At 70.4% G+C, this 17,476-nt stretch carries 16 protein-coding genes and 1 tRNA gene; all 17 read left to right on the forward strand.

Annotated features, from left to right (window positions below):
• Positions 1-4: 4 nt before the first annotated feature.
• A complete protein-coding gene (locus IPN47_07370; GenBank protein MBK9407862.1) occupies positions 5-2,725 on the forward strand; it encodes a tetratricopeptide repeat protein in 2,721 nt (906 codons plus the stop codon).
• Positions 2,715-3,857 (forward strand): DUF4388 domain-containing protein, encoded by a 1,143-nt coding sequence (locus tag IPN47_07375; GenBank protein MBK9407863.1) that lies wholly within the window; start codon positions 2,715-2,717, stop codon positions 3,855-3,857. Before IPN47_07370 ends, IPN47_07375 begins: the two co-directional genes overlap by 11 nt.
• Positions 3,850-4,869, forward strand: a complete 1,020-nt coding sequence (locus tag IPN47_07380; GenBank protein ID MBK9407864.1) for a roadblock/LC7 domain-containing protein — start codon at positions 3,850-3,852, stop codon at positions 4,867-4,869. Before IPN47_07375 ends, IPN47_07380 begins: the two co-directional genes overlap by 8 nt.
• Positions 4,866-5,216 carry a roadblock/LC7 domain-containing protein gene (locus IPN47_07385; GenBank protein ID MBK9407865.1) on the forward strand — a complete coding sequence of 117 codons (351 nt, stop codon included), beginning with the start codon at positions 4,866-4,868 and terminating at the stop codon, positions 5,214-5,216. Before IPN47_07380 ends, IPN47_07385 begins: the two co-directional genes overlap by 4 nt.
• A 28-nt stretch (positions 5,217-5,244) precedes the next feature.
• A complete protein-coding gene (locus tag IPN47_07390) occupies positions 5,245-5,874 on the forward strand; it encodes a GTPase domain-containing protein (protein ID MBK9407866.1) in 630 nt (209 codons plus the stop codon).
• 3 nt (positions 5,875-5,877) lie between these two features.
• Entirely contained in the window at positions 5,878-7,698 is a 1,821-nt protein-coding gene (locus IPN47_07395; GenBank protein ID MBK9407867.1) for an ATP-binding protein, read from the forward strand.
• On the forward strand, positions 7,698-9,314 hold the full coding sequence (locus tag IPN47_07400; protein ID MBK9407868.1) for a tetratricopeptide repeat protein: 1,617 nt from the start codon (positions 7,698-7,700) through the stop codon (positions 9,312-9,314). The genes IPN47_07395 and IPN47_07400 overlap by 1 nt, the downstream gene beginning before the upstream one ends.
• Before the next feature lie 3 nt (positions 9,315-9,317).
• A complete protein-coding gene (locus tag IPN47_07405) occupies positions 9,318-9,824 on the forward strand; it encodes a chemotaxis protein CheD (GenBank protein ID MBK9407869.1) in 507 nt (168 codons plus the stop codon).
• Positions 9,814-10,959 carry a chemotaxis-specific protein-glutamate methyltransferase CheB gene (gene cheB / locus IPN47_07410; GenBank protein ID MBK9407870.1) on the forward strand — a complete coding sequence of 382 codons (1,146 nt, stop codon included), beginning with the start codon at positions 9,814-9,816 and terminating at the stop codon, positions 10,957-10,959. The genes IPN47_07405 and cheB overlap by 11 nt, the downstream gene beginning before the upstream one ends.
• Before the next feature lie 33 nt (positions 10,960-10,992).
• Positions 10,993-11,535 (forward strand): chemotaxis protein CheW, encoded by a 543-nt coding sequence (locus tag IPN47_07415; GenBank protein MBK9407871.1) that lies wholly within the window; start codon positions 10,993-10,995, stop codon positions 11,533-11,535.
• Positions 11,532-12,059, forward strand: coding sequence for a chemotaxis protein CheW (locus tag IPN47_07420; protein MBK9407872.1), 528 nt, complete (start codon positions 11,532-11,534; stop codon positions 12,057-12,059). The genes IPN47_07415 and IPN47_07420 overlap by 4 nt, the downstream gene beginning before the upstream one ends.
• Positions 12,052-12,969, forward strand: coding sequence for a tetratricopeptide repeat protein (locus tag IPN47_07425; protein ID MBK9407873.1), 918 nt, complete (start codon positions 12,052-12,054; stop codon positions 12,967-12,969). Before IPN47_07420 ends, IPN47_07425 begins: the two co-directional genes overlap by 8 nt.
• Positions 12,970-12,992: 23 nt before the next feature.
• Positions 12,993-13,943 carry a hypothetical protein gene (locus tag IPN47_07430; GenBank protein MBK9407874.1) on the forward strand — a complete coding sequence of 317 codons (951 nt, stop codon included), beginning with the start codon at positions 12,993-12,995 and terminating at the stop codon, positions 13,941-13,943.
• 249 nt (positions 13,944-14,192) lie between these two features.
• Positions 14,193-14,266, forward strand: a tRNA-Val gene (locus IPN47_07435).
• Positions 14,267-14,312: 46 nt separating this feature from the next.
• The gene (locus IPN47_07440; GenBank protein MBK9407875.1) at positions 14,313-16,052 is read left to right on the forward strand and encodes a hypothetical protein; all 1,740 of its coding nucleotides are present in this window, start codon (positions 14,313-14,315) and stop codon (positions 16,050-16,052) included.
• Positions 16,053-16,232: 180 nt separating this feature from the next.
• Entirely contained in the window at positions 16,233-17,183 is a 951-nt protein-coding gene (gene rsmH, locus IPN47_07445) for a 16S rRNA (cytosine(1402)-N(4))-methyltransferase RsmH (protein ID MBK9407876.1), read from the forward strand.
• Positions 17,165-17,473, forward strand: coding sequence for a hypothetical protein (locus IPN47_07450; GenBank protein ID MBK9407877.1), 309 nt, complete (start codon positions 17,165-17,167; stop codon positions 17,471-17,473). The genes rsmH and IPN47_07450 overlap by 19 nt, the downstream gene beginning before the upstream one ends.
• Positions 17,474-17,476: the final 3 nt, after the last annotated feature.

The raw sequence follows: 17,476 nt of genomic DNA on the forward strand, positions 1-17,476 counted from the left end.
GACGGTGGTGCTCTCCTCGGATCGCGATCGCGAGGTCCTGCGGTCGTTCGCGCACCGGATTGATGCCGGTGACGCGGGCGCGCACAACAACCTCGGCGTGTTGTACTTCAACAAGGGGATGACCGCCGAGGCGGTGGCCCAGTTCACGCGCGCGCTCGAACTCGACCCGCGCATGACGATCGCGCAGCGCAACCTGGAGATCGCCTACTTCAACTCGGGGTACTACGACGCCCGCGTGCAGGAGCTGCGCGAGCGGCTGCGGTCGCACCCGCGCGATCGCGCGGCCCGATGGGAACTCGGACGCACCTACGCGCTGCTCGGCGATACGCGCCAGGCCGCCGACGCGTTCGGCACGCTGCTCCGCGACGATCCCGAGGACGTGGATGCGATGTTGCACCTGGCGCTCGCCGAGAATGCCGGTGGCGACGCCGAGCACGCCGAGCGCTGGCTGCAGCACGCGGTGGAGCTGGCACCCGAGCGCGCGGTGCTCCACTTCCACCTGGGGCAGACGGCGTATCATCGCGGGCTCAACGAGGAGGCGCTCCGCCACCTGCAACGTGCGGTCGAGCTCGCACCGGACGATGCCGATGCGCTGTATCTCCTGGCCTTCGTGCTGGGCGACCTGGGGCGGCACCAGGAGGCGCGCGAGGCGAGCCAGCGTGCCTTGCAGCTGAATCCCTCGCTGGGCAAGGCGCACGCCAACCTCTCGCTCGAACGCTTCGACGCCCGCTCGTACGAGCGCGTGCGCGAGGCGCGCGAGGCACGCGGGCTCCCCGACCAGATGCGAGTGGCCGAGGATGGGCAGCTCGCGCACTTCAACCTCGGCCTCGCCTTCCGGCAGAAGGGGTACCTGGCGGAAGCGCTGCGCGAGTACCGGCTGGCGATGGACCGCGGCGAGGATCGCATCCTGGTCCTGCAGGCGATGGCCGAGGTGCACCTGCTGCGCAAGGAGTCGGCGGCCGCGGTGCAGCTCTACGATCGCCTGTTGCAAGAGCATCCGCACTCGCCCAAGCTGTGGAACGAGCGCGGCATCGCCCTGCACCAGGACGGACGGCACGCCGACGCGGCGGCCAGCTACGAGCGCGCCATTGCGGCCGACGGGCACTACGTACTCGCGCTCAACAACCTCGGCGTGGCGCACTTCCACGCCGGGCGCCCCGACCGCGCCTTCGACGCCTTCCGTCGAGCCCTGCAGGACGAGCCCGGCTTCATCAAGGGACGCCTCAACCTCGCGTTGCTGCTGTTCCGACAGAACGAGCACCAGCGATGCCTCGAGGCGTACCGACAGGTGCTGCGCCTCGTCCCCGACCATCCCGTCGCGTGGAACGGCGTGGGGCTCGTGCTGGCGCACCTGCGCAAGTTCGAGGATGCGCGCAACGCGTTCGCGCGGGCCGTCGAGGTGCGCGCCGGTTACGCCGAGGCCCACTACAACCTCAGCTTCGCCCTCTCGAACCTCGGCGACTTCGCCGGCTCGCTGCGCGAGACCAAGCGCGCCCTGGAGATCGACCCGTACTACACGCCGCAGAAGTTCGAGCTCGCCGTCGACCTCGAATTCGAGGATCCGCTGCTCGAGGTGGCGCCCGACATGGCGGGTGACCGTCGCGATGGGGCGGTGGAGGACTTCGCCTTCGAACCGCAGGCGCTGGAACAGCTCTTCGACGAGATCGCGCCGTCGGCGTCCTCACTGGGGGGGCCGCGTGGCAGCACCCCGTTCTCGGCGGGCCTCGCCCTGGCCGCCGAGGGGGATCTCGAGCGGTCGTGCACCGAGCTGCGCCGGGCCATGGCCGACGGGGCGCCACGCGACCTGGGGCTGGTGGCGTTAGGCGACGTCTTCCTGGCCCACGGCGTGGCCGGTGAGGCGCTGGAGCGTTTTCGCGAGGCGCGCGCCATGACCCCCGCGCTGGCCCCCGCCGCGGTCGGCGAGCTGCGTGCCCTGGTGATGCTGCGTCGCTACGAGGAGGCGCTCGAGGTGGCACGGTGGGTCGAGGCGGAGCGCGGCGACGACGTCGACGCGTTGCTGTGCGTGGGCGAGGTGTACGCCGAGACGGCGGACGGTGCGGCGGCCCAGGACGTGCTGGCGCGCGCGCGACGCCTCGCGCCGATGCGGCCGGACGTCCTGCAGGCCATCGGGCGCGTGGCGCACGCCATGGGCGACGACCTCCTGGCCATCGAATCGTATCGCCACGCGATCGCACTCGACGAGGACTTTGCCGCCTGCCGTGTGCAGCTGGCGGAACTGCTGCGCGTGGCCGGCCTGTTCGACGACGCCGAACGCGAGCTCGAGGCGGCGCTCGTGAGCGTCCCGACGTACGCTGACGCGGCGCTCGCGCTCGCTGCGTTGCGTCGCGAGACCGGGCGTGCCCTCGAGACCGTCGAACTGCTCGCCACCTTCCTCGAGAGCGATCCGTATCATCTCGACGCCCTGGCGTCGTTGGGCGAGTCGCTCTTCCTGGCCGGGCGTCGCGATGATGCACGGTTCGCCTTCACGCGCGTGCTGCGCTTCGACGCCGATCATGTGGCGGCGCTCTACTTCAGCGGTGTCCTCCTCGCCGAAGCGCATCGGTATGACGAGGCGATCGCGCAGTGGGAGCGCGTGGGCGACCTCGAACCGGCGAGCCCGTTCGCGCGACGCGCCCGGCGCGACACGCGGACGGCGCAGGACCTGCGCCGCATCTTCGTCGGGCGTCCGCAGCGCGACGACGCCGGGAGCCCTCATGGCCATTGAGGGACCGCTCCGCGAGTTGGGCATCCACGATGTCTTCCAGCTGCTCGACTTGAGCCGGAAGACCGGGCGGCTGCGCGTGACCTCGGCGCTGCGCGACAACGAAGGGACGGTCTACTTCAAGGATGGACGCGTGGTCTCGGCGACCGTACGCTCGAACCCGCACCCGTTAGGCGCCATCCTCGTGCGCGCGGCCAAGGTGGACGAGGCGACGCTGGAGAAGGCGCGCGCGACGCAACAGGAACCGGGCGAGACCCGGCGGCTGGGCGAGATCCTCGTCGCACAGGGTGGCCTCTCGCAGCGCGAGCTGGACCGCCAGGTGCGTCGCCAGGTCGAGGCGGTCGTCTTCGAGCTGATGTCGTGGCAAGAGGGGTTCTTCTCGTTTGCCGAGGTCGACCTCGACGGGATGTCGGTCGATGCCACGACCACCGTCACGACCGAGGCGTTGCTGATGGAGGGGGCGCGCCGTATCGACGAGTGGGCGCACATCCAGCAGCGCATCGCCCACGTCGGCGTGGTGCCGTCGCTTGCGCCGCCCGACGCCGAACATCCCTCGTCGCTCGACCTGCTCCCGCACGAGTGGGAGGTGCTCGCCGCCATCGATGGCGAGCGCGACCTGCGCGCCGTGGCCGCGAGCCTGGGGCGCAGCGACTTCGACGTGGCCAAGATCGCCTTCGGTCTCGTCGCCACCGGGGTGATCGTCGTGCGTGAGCCCGCGCCGCTGGCCACGCTTCGCAGTGAGCCCGCCGAACTCGCTACGCTGCTCAACGATGCGCGCGAAGCCCTGCGCGACCAGCGGGCCGAGGAGGCGCTCTCGTTCAGCGCGACCGCCATCGCGCTCGCGCCGCGCGATCCCGAGGCGCGTCTGCTGATGGCGCGCGCCCTCTTCCTGCTCGAGCGCGACATGGAGGGGGAGGAGGAGTTGCGGCATTCCCTGGAACTCGACGGGCGCAATGCCAACGCGCTCATGGAGGCGGCGCGTCTCGCGGCGCGGCGTGGCGAGCTGGGACAGGCCATCGCCCACTGGCAGCGCGTCGTGGTCGCGAGCCCGGGATCGCCGTTGGCCGACCAGGCGCGCGACGCCATCGCGCACGCCTCGCGCCTGAGCGCCGTGCTGGAGGCGGTCGATGCCTGACGAGATTGCACGCCTGAGCGAAGCGCTGGCGCGCGACCCTGCGGGCATGGGGTGGGTCCCCCTGGCCGACGCCTTGCGCCGCGCCCGCCGGTTGCCCGCCGCCGAGCGGACCGCGTTGCGCGGACTCGAGCGCCACCCCTATCATGCCGATGGGCACGACATCCTCGCCAGGATTGCGGCTGACGGCGGCGACGCGGGCCGCGCCCGCGACGAATGGGAGATGGCGCTGCGCCTCGATCCGCGGCACGTTGGCGCGCGACTCGGGCTCGGATGGCTGGCACTGCGCATCGGCGATCGCGACGCCGCGCTGCGTTGGTGGCGGGGGGCCCACGATATCGCCCCGACCGATCCGCGCGTGATGGCGGCGGGCCGACAGCTGCACGGCGCGGCGGCGGGCGCGACGTCGCCCGGGCGTCCCGCGCCGCCGAATGCCCCTGCGCAGGGCGGGGCGACGCCGTCGGGCGCCGTCGACCCGGCGCCCGGCGTGCGCGCGGAGCTCGCGCCGCTGGCCGCGGCCCACACGCACGCCACCGCCGACGTGGCGCCTGCCGTCGACGGGCCGCGCCTCGGGCTCGGCGCGCCACCGTCGACGGACGCAGAGCCGGCAACGCCGGTGTTGTCTGCCGAGGACGCGGCGGGCGCCACCGTTGACGATCGCCCCCCCTTCGGAGCGGTGACGCGGGGCGGGGCGCGGTTCGCGCTGCTCGTCGATGGCGACGGGCTCGTGTTGGCTGGGCATGCCGGCGTGGCGTCCGGGCTCGACCGGGCCGATGCGCTGGCCGCCGAGCTGTCGGGGCTCTCCGGGGAGGCGCGCGGGGCGCTCCGACAGCTGCAAATCGGGGCCTGGGAGCACCTCCTCGTGGAGTGTGAGGCCCTGACGCTCGCCCTCGCCCCGGGCGAGGGCGACACGGTGACGCTCGTCGCCACGCCGGCGGGGACGCCCGCCGGCTTGCCCCGTCTGCTCCTCGATCGCGCCCGGCAACGGGCCAACGCCTGGATGGACGCCCTGTGAGCGCGCGCACCCTCTCACCGTCGATCACCGCACTCGCCCGCTTGCGTGGCGTGCGGGGCGTCGTGGTGACGTCGGTGCGCGACGCACTGCCGATCGAATCGAGCGCGCACGTGGACGTCGATGTCGATGCCCTGGCCGCGTTCGCCACCGCGCTGCATCGCCGCGCGCACCAATCGGCCGAGTGCTCGGAGGCGGGGGCGGTGCGCCTGCTGTCGCTCGACGCGGCCGCGGGACGCCTGATGGCGGCCGCGCGCGGCGAGCTCCTCATCGTGGTTCTCGCGGGGCGTGAGGCAAACCCGGGGTTGCTGCGCGTCTCGTTGCAGCGCGCGCTGGAGGGGCTGGGCTGAGGGGTCTCCCCTCGCCAGCATCGCGCCCATGCCAATCGTCAACTACGCCTCCCGCGAGATCACCTGCAAGATCGTGTACTACGGTCCCGGTCGTTCGGGGAAGACGACGAACCTGCACTACATCTACGATCGCGTCCCCGATGGACGGCGCGGGGCGATGGTCTCGTTGGCGACGCAGAACGAACGCACCCTCTTCTTCGACTTCCTCCCGCTCGACCTCGGGACGATTTCGGGCTTCAAGACGCGCTTCCAGCTCTACACCGTCCCCGGGCAGATCTACTATCGCACGACGCGGAAGTTGGTGCTGACGGGGGCCGACGGCGTGGTGTTCGTGGCCGATTCGCAGCGCCGGCAGCTCGACGAGAACCTCGAGAGCCTGCGTGACATGCACGAGGTGCTGGCCGAGCAGGGCGTGGACGCCCGCGCGCTTCCCGTCGTCCTGCAATACAACAAGCAGGACCTGCCGCGCGAGTTGATCCTCACGCCGACGGAGCTCGACGACGCGCTCAACTTCCGTGCGGTCCCGAGCTTCGCCGCCGATGCGCTCGTGGGCACCGGGGTCTTCGAGACGCTGCGCAAGACGTCGGAGCTGGTGCTGCGCCGACTCGGCGCCGGCACGGGTGCCGGCAACGATGCGCGCGTCGGGGCGGGGAGGTAGCCGATGCTCGACGGACGCTATCGCTTCGACAACTTCGTCATCGGCACGGCCAATCGCCTCGCCGCCTCGGCGGCCCGCGCGGTCGCCGAGGCGCCGGGCGCTGCGTACAACCCGCTCTTCATCTACAGCGCCTCGGGGTTGGGGAAGACACACCTGCTGGGCGCCGTGGGACACCTGGCGCGCCAGCTGCACCCCGCGTTGGCCATCGAGTACCTCACGCTCGATGACTTCGTCGCGCAACTCCACCAGGCCATCGCCACGGGGCAGGCCGAGTCGTTCAAGCGTCGGTATGCCGGCGTGGGGCTGCTCCTCCTCGACGATGTGCAGTTCCTGACCGGGCGCGTGGAGACGCAGAGCGAACTGCTGCGGGTCTTCAACGTGTTGCAGGGGAGTGGGCGCCAGATTGTCATGACCTGCGATCGCACGCCCGCGGAGATCGCCGACGTCGATGAGCGGCTGGTGTCACGGTTGGCCGGTGGCCTGATCGTCGATGTGGGCGTGCCGGACTACGAGACGCGCGTTGCCATCCTGCGCGCCAAGGGGCAGGAACGCGGCGTGCGCTTCGCCGTCGGCGTCCTCGAGGAGCTGGCCAGGAGCCCGGCCCCCAACGTCCGCGAGCTGCAAGGATCGCTCAACCGACTCGTCGCACACCAGGCGCTGCTCGACGCACCCCTGGGGGTCACCGATGTCTGGCACGTGCTCGGCCACGTGCGCGCGACCGAGAGCGCCCCGCCTGACGAGTTCGAGAACTTCCTCACCGACTTGGCGGCCACCGTCGCCGAGTCGGTGGAGTCCTGGCGCATCACGCTCGGCGAGCGGATCGCGCGTTGGTCGGGGGAGGGGTTCCGCACCGAGCGCCTCGAGCAGGAGCTCCTGCGGCGCGACCCACCGGACCTCGACGCGCTCGAGGCGGCGTTTGCCGCCGATGCCGATCGCCTGCGTACGCTCGAGACCGAGGCGATCCGTCTCGACGCGCGATCGGCGGGGCTTGCCATCTTCCGCGATCCCGACCGGATCGCCGAGGCCGAGGACTTCGTGTCGCGCGCCATCGCGTCTCGGGAGCCGCTCCCCGGGCCACGCGCGGGGTATCGGTTGCACGATCTCGTGCGCACGCCGCGCAACCGGACGGCCATCCAGGCGGCCGCTGCGGTGATCGAGTCGCCGGGCACGCGCTACAATCCGCTGCTGGTCCACGGACCGTCGGGGGCAGGGAAGACGCACCTGGTCCACGCCATCGGGAATGCGTTGCGCGCGCGCGAGGAGGACGGGCTGTCGGTCGCCTGCGTCGAGGCGAGTGCCTTCGTCGAGGAGCTGATCGATGCCCTGCAGCAGGGGACCGTCGAGCGCTGGCGGGCGCGCTATCGCGCGTCGGACGTCCTCATCGTCGAGGACATCGAGGCGTTCGAGGGCAAGGAGCGGACACAGGAGGAGTTCTTCCACCTGTTCAACGTGTTGCAGCAGGCGGGGCGGCAGGTCATCCTCACGGCCGACCGGCCGCCGAGCCAGCTCACGGGATTGCAGCCGCGCCTGCGCTCGCGCTTCGAAGGGGGGCTGGTCGTGGACGTCGGGGTCGTCGACGGCGTGGATCGATGGGGACGCACCACGCCCGTGCCTGTGGGCGACGAGGCCGCGGCGCCGACGATCGATGCCGTGGTCGATGCCGTGGTCGATGCGGCGCTCGCTCCCGCACCGGAGGACGCGCTCGTCGACTTCGATTCACTCGCGCGCGCGTCGCAGTCGCTCGATTCGTTCTTCTTCGACGCCGAGAAGGTCGTGGCCGAGTGGCCGACCGTCGAGGGGCGCGTCGTGGAGGAGTGGCGCTGATGGCCTTCCGTGGCTCCCTTCGCGAAGCGTCGCTCCCCGACGTGTTGCAGCTCCTCTCGATGGGGAAGAAGAGCGGCTGTTTGAGCGTCACGCACCGCCATGCGTTCGGCAACATCTATTTTGACCGCGGGCGCATCTCGTTTGCCTCCATCGTCAACCGGCGCGACCGGCTCGGCGACCTGCTGGTCAAGAACGGGCTCATCACCCCGGGCGAACTCGACGCTGCCATCGCCGTGCAGGCGCAGGCGCCGGAGCGGCGCATCGGCGAGATCCTCATCTCGCAGCGCGTCCTCGCGCGCGAGGAACTGCACCAGTACATCAAGCACCAGATCGAGGAGGCCGTCTACTACCTCTTCACCTGGACGCAGGGGACCTTCTCGTTCGAGACGGACATTCGCCCGGACGCCCAGGACATCCTGGTCTCGATCAATCCGGAGTCGCTCCTCCTGGAGGGCGCGCGGCGCGTCGACGAGTGGAGCCTGATCGAGAAGAAGATCGCCAGCTTCGACCTGATCTTCGCGATCGACCGCGACCACATCGCCGAGAGCAAGGTTGCGCTCACGTCCGAACAGGAATCGCTCGTGCCGCTCCTCGACGGGCAGCGCGACGTGGCGGCGCTCATCGACGAGTCGGGGTTGGGGGAGTTCGAAGTCGGCAAGGCGCTCTACGGACTCATCACCGCCGGCTTCCTGCACCGGGTGGGACGCACGCGGGCCCCCGAGCCCACGAGCAACGAAGCGCGCATCACCGAGCACCGCAACCTCGGCGTCGCCTTCTACAAGACCGGGATGCTCGATGAAGCGGTGCGCGAATTCCGGCGCGTGACCGAGCTCCAGCCCGGGGACGAGCACGGGGAGTTCTATCTCGGTCTGCTGGCCCTCCGACAGGGGCGGCTCGACGAGGCCGTGCGCACGCTGCGCGCGGCGTCGGCACGTCCGAGCGCACGGGGGGCCACCTACCTCAATCTTGCCTACGCGCTCGAACGGTCGGGACGCCTCGACGAGGCTCGCCTCACGCTGGCGCGCGCCGAGCAGCTCCTCCCGAGCGAGCCGGCGGTGCGCCTCGCGACGGCGGTCCTCGCCGTGCGCCGCAACGACATCACGGCCGCCGACGAGGCGCTGCGCGACGCGGCCGTGCTCTGGGGGACGCGCACGCGGCCGGCCGCGTGGTTCCACTACGCGGGGCTCGTCGCGGCCATCCTCGGCGACCTCGATCGCGCGATCGCGATCCTCACCGAGGGGAGCACGACGCATCCGCACGCCGCAGTCCTGCTCAACAACCTCGCGACCACGCTGGAGCGGCGCGGGCGCTACGCCGAGTCGGCGAGCGCGGCGGAGCGCGGCCAGCTCGAGGATCCGACGCTGCCGCAGCTGCACAAGAATGCGGGGGACCTGCACTATCGCGCCGGACGCTACGACGACGCGCTCGAGTGCTACCAGCGCGCCGTGCGCGTGGCGCCCGATCTCGGCGGCGACGTGTGGCTCAAGCTCGGCAACATCCGCTTCCGTCGGCGGGAGCGCGAGGAGGCCATCAAGTGCTGGGAGCGTTCGCTCGCCCTGGCGCCCGACAATCCGATGGCGCGCAACAACCTCGACACCGCGCAGCGGCTCGCCTGACGTATGGGCATCATCACGACTCCCCACGTCACCCCCGACGCCCACGTCAACGTGGGGGACGCCGCCGTGATGCGCGAGCAGGGCGTGCTGGCGAGCCTGGGCCTCGGCTCGTGCGTTGCCCTCATGTTGTACGATCGGGCCACGCGTATCGGCGCCCTCGCGCACATCCTGCTGCCGCACGAGGCACTCTCGCGAACGCCGGGGAAGCCCTCCAAGTACGCGAGTACCGCCGTGGCGCACCTGCTCGAATTGATGCGCGCGATCGAACGCGTGCACGCGCCGGAGGCTCGCGTCGTGGGCGGGGCGAGCATGTTCGCGACCCTGCTCAACGGCGGCGGCATCAACATGGGAGAGCGGAACGTGGTCGCCACGCGCCGCGCGCTGGTGGCCGCCGGGATTCCGCTCATCGCCGAAGACGTGGGCGGTGACTTCGGGCGTAGCGTCTACTTCGACGTCGCCACGGGTGAGGTGCGCGTGACCTCCATTCGACATGGCGAGCGTGTCCTCTAGGCGGCGCACCGTCCTCGTCGTCGACGACTCGCCGTTCATCCGGCAGGTCGTGCGCGACCTCGTGTCCTCGTCAGGCGACTTCGAGGTCGTCGGCGAGGCCGGCGATGGGCACGCCGCCCTCGAGCAGGTGCATGCGCTGGCCCCCGACCTCGTCACGCTCGACGTGCAGATGCCGGGGCTCGACGGCCTCGCCACGTTAGGCTACCTGATGAGCGAGGCGCCGCGCCCCGTGGTCATGCTCTCGTCGCTGACAGACGGCGGCGATACCACCATGCGCGCGCTCGAACTCGGCGCCGTCGATTTCGTGCGCAAGCCGGGCCTGGGCGACACGCTCGACCTGGCCACGTTGCAGGAGCGATTGCTCGGTGCGCTGCGAACCGCCGCGGGGGCGCACTATCAGTCGGTCCCCGTGCTCGCGCGAACGCGTCCGCGCTCGCGCCCCACACCCGCGCTCCCAGGACTCGCCCCGACGCACGTGGTGGTCGTGGCGGCATCGACGGGGGGGCCACGCGCCCTGGCCGAGATTGTCCCCGCGCTCGCCACCACATCGGCAGCGGTGGTCATCGCGCAGCACATGCCTCCCGGTTTCACGGAGAGCCTCGCGCGGCGACTCGACGCACTCGCCGCCATCCCCGTGTGCGAGGCCAGCGACGGGCAGGGGCTTGAGGCGGGGCGCGTCTACGTGGCACCTGGCGGGCTGCACACCACGATCGAAGCATCGGCCGGCGCCTTGCGGCTGGCGGTGCGGGCCGGACGCCCGGTCCACGGTGTGGCCCCGGCCGCCGATCCGCTCTTCCTCACCGCGGCGCAGGCCTTCGGGGCGCGTGTCGTGGCGGTGGTCCTGACCGGGATGGGGCAGGATGGGGCGCGCGGGGCGCGCGCCGTGCGGGAGGCCGGTGGCTTCGTGGTCGTGCAGGATGAGCGAACGTCAATCGTGTTCGGCATGCCGCAGGCCGCCCTCGTCAGCGCGGGGGCCGACATCGTGGCGCCACTCGGCGACATCGCCGTCGCGATCGCCGCCGGCTTGCACGCGCGCGGCTGTGACGTCCGGGGCCCGGAACGTCTTGCGCGCCGCGACGGGTGTTGCGGTTGGCGCCGGCGCCACGCGCGAACGCGAGCGGAGGGCGGCGCGTGACGCCAACCAATGACCAACGGTCCTGTGGGTAACATGCCGTCCACCGCGCCCACCACGCCGCACGCCGAGTTGCCGACGCTGGCCGAGCCGAACGGCTCCGGCGCGATGCTGCGCTTTCGCGAGCGCGTCCGGGCCCGCACCGGGACGGCGGAGTTGCTCGCCTTTCGCCTGGGGCGCGAACGATTTGCGTTCGATGTGCGTGCGCTCGACGAGGCGCTCGAATCGCCCGCGGTTGGCCCCGTCCCAGTGGGCGGTGCGTCGATCCTCGCGGGGCTCCTGCGCCACGGCGAGCGTTCGATCCCGGTCTTCGATACCGGGCGAGTACTCGGCGTCCCCGGCGCGCCCGGGGCGCACGTGCTCGTCATGCGCAGCGGCTCGCGCCGCATCGGCCTCCTCGTCGACGAGGTCGACGACGTGATCACGCTCGACCTTGGGGCCATCAAGCTGCCGCCGTTCGACGCGGGTGACGACCTCCTGCTCGGCGTGACGTGGGGGGCGGACGATCTCACCGCGATCCTCGACGCGCGCGCCCTCATCACGCTGTGCCAGCAGCGCGCGCCGGAGACGGGCGCATGACCCCGCGCGCCCCCGCCATTCGGCTCGTGACGTTCGGCATCGGCGATGCGTGGTACGCGGCGGAGATCGCGTATGTCGAGCGCGTGCTGCGACACGAGGGGGTGCATCCCGTTCCCAACATGCCCCCCTGGATGGAAGGTGTGCTCGAGCACCAGGGGCGCATCGTCCCGGTGATCGACCTGCGCCGGCGGTTCGGACTCGTCGAGGGCGACGGGCGCGCGCCGACGAGCGGGGGGGGACGCCTGCTGTTGTTGTCGTTAGGTGCCGACGTCGTGGCGGCGGCGGTGGACCGGGTGGTGGATGTGCGGGCCGTCGCCGAGGGGGAGATCGCGTCCCCGCCGCGCCTCGTGCGCGGTGTGGCCGGCGAGTTCCTCAAGGGGATGGTGCGCCGTGACGACGTGATGGTGCTCGTCCTCGATATCCCTCGCCTGCTGTCGCCCGACGAGCACCTGGCGCTCGACGGCTGCGTGCCTCCACCCGCCGCCGCGGTCGTTGCCGCTGCCGGATCCCTCGACGATGCCTGACGCAACGATCGCCACGCTGCGCGACCAGTTCCACGAACTGCGCACCGCCCTCACCGCCCCCGACGCCCCCGCGCGTCGCGACGCGCTGAAGGGCGAGATCATCGCGCTGTACCGGGCCATCGAGCGCGAGATGGGCGACCTGGCCATGCTCAAGGACGAGGTGAAGGGGCTCGTCCAGCACTGGAAGACGCTCGAGGAGTCGCACGCCGAGGCCACCACGTCGGTCGCGCCGGCCCCCGACCCGACCCCCGCGGCAGCCGTCGCGAGCGCCCCCGAACCCCCCGCGGGCGAGGGGCCCACGCGCGCCGACCACCTCAACGCCTCCACCTACCTCGAGAAGGGGTGGAGCCTGATGTCGTTAGGCGATCATGCCGGCGCCGAAGCGGCGCTCACGCGTGCGCTCGAACTCGCCCCCAACGATCCGCACGGCGAGTCGCTGCTGGGGTGGGCACAGATGCTCCAGGACAAGTACGACGATGCGCTCCTGAACTTCCAGAAGGTGCTCATGCGCCAGCCGCAGAATTCGCTGGCGCGCATCAACGTCGGCTACATCTGCCTCAAGAAGAAGATCTTCGGCGAGGCGATCGAGCACCTGTCGAAGGCCATTCGCCTCGACAACGACCGCAAGGCCACGCTGTACGCCCACTACTACCTGGGGCTCCTCTACCTCGAGCGCGAGATGTACGAGGATGCGCAGAACTTCCTGCGCAAGGCCATCGCCCTCGGCCCCAACCTCATCGAGGCGTACTACGAACTCGGACGCGCGATCTTCTTCGCCGGTGACCGAGACGGGGCCCTGGGCGCGTGGCGCGACGGCGCGCGCGCGAACAAGTTCAGTCCATGGGGGAAGCGCTGCGCGGAACTCCAGCAGCACGTCGAGGGAGGGGGGGCGCCACCGCGCTCCTCCTAGTCGCGGCGCTGTTGGTCTGGGTGGTGGCGGCGCTGGCCGCGTTCCCCCTCGAGGGCGACGCACAGGAGGGGACGCAGCGATACCAGAGTGGGCGCTTCACGGTCGTCGCCTTTCCCCGGGACGAGGCGCTCGCCCGCTCCCTGCTCGCGCACGCCGCGGGGAGCGATTCCTTCCCCGGCCTCCCGACCCCCGGGGCGCGCCTCCTGATTCAGGTCGCCCCCGACCGCACGACCTTCCGGCAGTGGATCGGGGACGGCGCCCCCGAGTGGGGAGCCGCCTTCGCCGTCCCCGCCGAGCGTCGCATCGTCATGCAGGGGAGCGCCGCCCCCTCCAGCGCCGGCGACCCGATCCGCGTCCTTCGGCATGAGCTCGCCCACCTGGCATTGCATGAGTACCTGGGGCCGGGGACCCCGCGCTGGTTTGACGAGGGATACGCCTCCTTTGCGGCCGGCGAGTGGGACCGAGAGCAGGTGATCGCCACCAACATCGCGCTCGCCTGGCGGGGCGTCCCTTCGCTCGCGGCGCTGGATTCCGGTTTCTACGCCGGCTCGTCCCAGGCCGACGCGTCCTACGCGCTGGCGCACCGGGCGGTCGCCGAGCTGTCGGCGCTCGATCCGCAGCGCGGGCTTTCGCTCCTGATGAAGTACTGGAAGGAGGAGGGGGACTTCGAACGGGCACTTCGTCGTGCGTACGGGCTGACCCAGGGGCAGTTCGAGCAGCGATTCCGGGACCGCACACGGCGGCGATACGGCGGACTGGCGCTCGCCACCGATGCCACGATTGCGGCACTCATCATGGTCTTCGTGGTCGGCCCCTTCTATGTGATACGTCGACGGCGCGACAAGGCGCGGCTGGCGGCCATGCTGGTGGCCGACGCCGAGGCGGAGCGTCGCGAGCGCGAGAGCGCGCTCGAGCAGCTGCTGCGCGAGGTAACGCCGACCTCGTCCGAGGGACCAACATTGTCGGAGGATTAAGCGTAAGCGCCGCAGAGTTATGCGCTTGACACTAGCTGTCGGGCGCCCGTATCCTTCCGTCCTTATGGCACAACCGAGCCCGTCGCCGCGTTCGCGGCCACTTTTGTTTTGGGGGATTGCGCTGGCCACCATCCTGATCGGGTTCGCCGATCTGTGGCGTGGTGGCGAGACGATCGCCCCGATCCTCCTCGTGATCGGCTATTGTGTGCTGGTGCCGATCGCGATCCTCAAGTAGCGCACACCGTCGGCGGGCGAATAGCTCAGTTGGTTAGAGCGCCTGCCTTACACGCAGGATGTCGGGGGTTCGAATCCCTCTTCGCCCATTTCTGCAGGTATCCACGGACCCTGAATTTCGGGGTGGTGTAGGCAATGAATAACCCCTTGGAGGACATGAGAGTGACGGCTCGGCAGCGCCACGGTCGCATCGTTGCGGCTATTCTGGTTGGGTTGGCGATTCAGGGCTCCACCTCGGAGCTCGGCGCCCAACAGCAGACGTTGCAGCGCGGCCAGACGCCTGGTCCGCGCTTCATGGTCCCCGTGCTTCGCTCGAATGAGCGCAACCTCGGCGCGCAGGTCGCGGATCAGCTTCGCGAGCGCATGGGCGGCGATTTCATGATGCGGACGCTCTGGATCATTCCCAAGTCCGACATCGACAACGCGCTCGAACAGTCGGGCTACTCCAAGACCGAGCCGCTCAACGCCAACGACGCGAAGCAGCTCGCCAACCTGATTCGCGCAGAGGAGTACGTCGAGGGGACGGTCAACAAGACCGCCGCCGGCTTCGAGTTTGACGGGCAACTGCTGCTCGTGCGCGGCGAAGGCATGGTGCAGCCGCTTCCGAAGGTCGCCGGTGCCAAGCTGGGCGACATCGCCAAGGGGATCTCCAACGCCCTCGACGCCGCGCGCAAGCCGCTCGACGACATCAAGAAGTGCACGCTCAACGCCCGCCAGTCGAAGTGGGGCGAGGCGATGTCTGACGCCCAGAAGGGACTCAAGGACTATCCCAACTCGGTGATGTCGCGCGTCTGCATCCTCGAGATCGCGAACTCGCAGAAGTGGGGCGCGGACTCGATCATCAAGTACTCCGAGGACGTCATTCGCCTGCACCCGCAGAACAAGCGCGCCCTCGCGCTGGTCTCTGATGCGTACGGCGAGAAGAAGATGGATGAGCAGCAGATCAAGACGCTCACCACGCTCCTGGCGCTCGATCCGACCAACGCCCGCCTCACCGAGACGGTCGTCAACATCATCGCCGCCAGCGGCAAGCCCGAAGTCGCGCGCCCCATCATCGATGAGGCGGTGAAGCAGAACCCGGGCGACCCGTCGCTGATCCGCCTCCAGTGGCGCATCTACCTGGCGCTCAAGGAGTACAAGCAGGCGACCGCGATCGGTGAGGAGATGGCCAAGGCCGACACGGCCGTCGCCGACACCACGTTCTTCACGCGTCTCGCATCGGCGTACCTCCTCTCGGGTGACACCGCGAAGGCGGCCGAAGCGGCCGGGCGCGGCACCGCAAAGTTCGCCAACAACGCGGGGCTGTGGATGCTGCAGGGGCAGCTGTTGCGCCAGGCAGGGCAGGGACCGGCGTCGCTCACGCCGATTCGCAAGGCGCTGGCGATCGACCCCAAGCTCGCGGGGGCCAACCTCATGATCGCCCAGTCCTTCGGCGACATGAACCAGCCCGACAGCATGGTCGCCGCGCTCAAGGCCGCGGAGGCCGCGGGTGACTCGAAGGAGACGATCGGCGGCATGGCCCTCACCGCCGGCAACAAGATGTACCGCGAATGGAACGCGCAGAATCCGAAGAATCCGGATGCCGCGGCTCCGATCCTGGCCATCCTGGAGTTCTCGGACAAGACCAATCCGTCACCGACTGCCAAGTTCCTCTCGGGGGTCATCAACCTGGTCATCGGGCAAACGCTGCTGCAGAGCAACGCGCAAACCAAGAGCTGCGAGATCGCCAACAAGGCGTCCGACGCCCTGACGAATGCGAACATGCTCATCCCGCAGGGGGCACGTGCCTTCCCCGATCAGGCCGGCCAGCTGATGCAGGCGCTGCAGCAGTTCACGCCGTACGCCGACAGCCAGAAGAAGGCGCTCTGCAAGTAGGACAATCGCGCGTCGCGACTCGCCGTACCGAAGCCCGCCACCACTCGCTGGTGGCGGGCTTCTCGCTTTCCCACCTGCGCCGTCTTGTCTGCCTTCGCGACGTGACGGTGAGCAATGCACGCGATGTGCATAACTCCGTTAGGGACAAGCACTTGACGCATCGTTCGGGCGGCCGCTAGTATGACGCGTCCTTCTATCGGCCGCATGACCTGGGAGAGCGCCTACCATGCGCCGGTCCTCGCGCGCGAGGTGGCTGAGTTGTTAGGCAACGCGCAGCACGTCCTCGACGGCACGCTGGGGGGTGGCGGCCACGCGTTGGCGCTGCTCGAGCGTGGCACGCGAGTGACCGGCATCGATCGCGATCCGGAGGCGGTGCGGGAAGCGCGAGTTCGACTCGCCCCCTTCATCGCCAGCGGGAGCTTCGACCTGCATCAGGCGAACTACGCCGACCTCGACGCCATTCCCGAGCTCGCCGACGTTCGTTTCGACGGGATCCTTCTCGACCTCGGCGTCTCCTCGCACCAACTCGACGACGAGCGGCGTGGCTTCACCTTTCGCCCCGGCGCCATCCTCGACATGCGCATGGGGGAGGACGCCACGTCCACGGCCGCGGAGTTCCTCAACACGGCTCCCGAAGGGGAGCTCGCCTGGGTCTTTCGCGAGTACGGCGACGAGCGCCGCGCGCCGCGCCTGGCGCGCGAAGTGGTGCGTCGTCGCGGCACGCGCCCGTTCGAGACGAGCGACGACTTCGTGGGGGCCATTCGCGGCGCGCTCGGTCCCACGTCGGGGGCCCCGGACTTCGCGCGGCTCTTCCAGGCCGTGCGCATCGCGATCAACCACGAGCTGTCCGGGCTGGAGCGCGCGCTCCCCATGCTGCGCGACCACCTTGCGCCTGGCGGCGTCCTCGCGGTCATCGCCTATCACTCGGGCGAGGACCGGCTGGTCAAGCATGCCTTTCGCGAGTGGAGCGCCGCGTGCACCTGCCCGCCGCGCCAGCCCATGTGCACCTGCCGGGGGACGGCGTTAGGCACGCTCCTCACCCGCCGCGCCGTCACGGCGGCGGAGGACGAACTCGCCGGCAACCCGCGCGCGCGCAGCGCACGGCTTCGGGCATGGCAAAGCGCCGCGTAGCGCGCCGCGGGCGCGTGCAGGTGGCCATCGGCCTGGGCGCCTTCGTGGTGATCATGGCCGGCGTCGTGTGGCGTCGCACGCTGGGGTACGAGAAGGCGGTGGAGATGAAACAGCTGGAAGGGCAGGTGAAGGAGCTCGAGGCCGACCGGGCCAAGCTGGTCAACGACATTCGCAGCGGGATGAGCATCGGACGGCTCGGCCCCATCGTGGAGGCGCGGCTCGGCATGAAGCAGGCAAGCGACTCACAGATCATCCGGCTTCCGATGCCGACCCCCCGGCGGAGGGACTGACCC

It is taken from the genome of Gemmatimonadota bacterium (genome assembly GCA_016719105.1).
GTDB lineage: Bacteria > Gemmatimonadota > Gemmatimonadetes > Gemmatimonadales > Gemmatimonadaceae > SCN-70-22.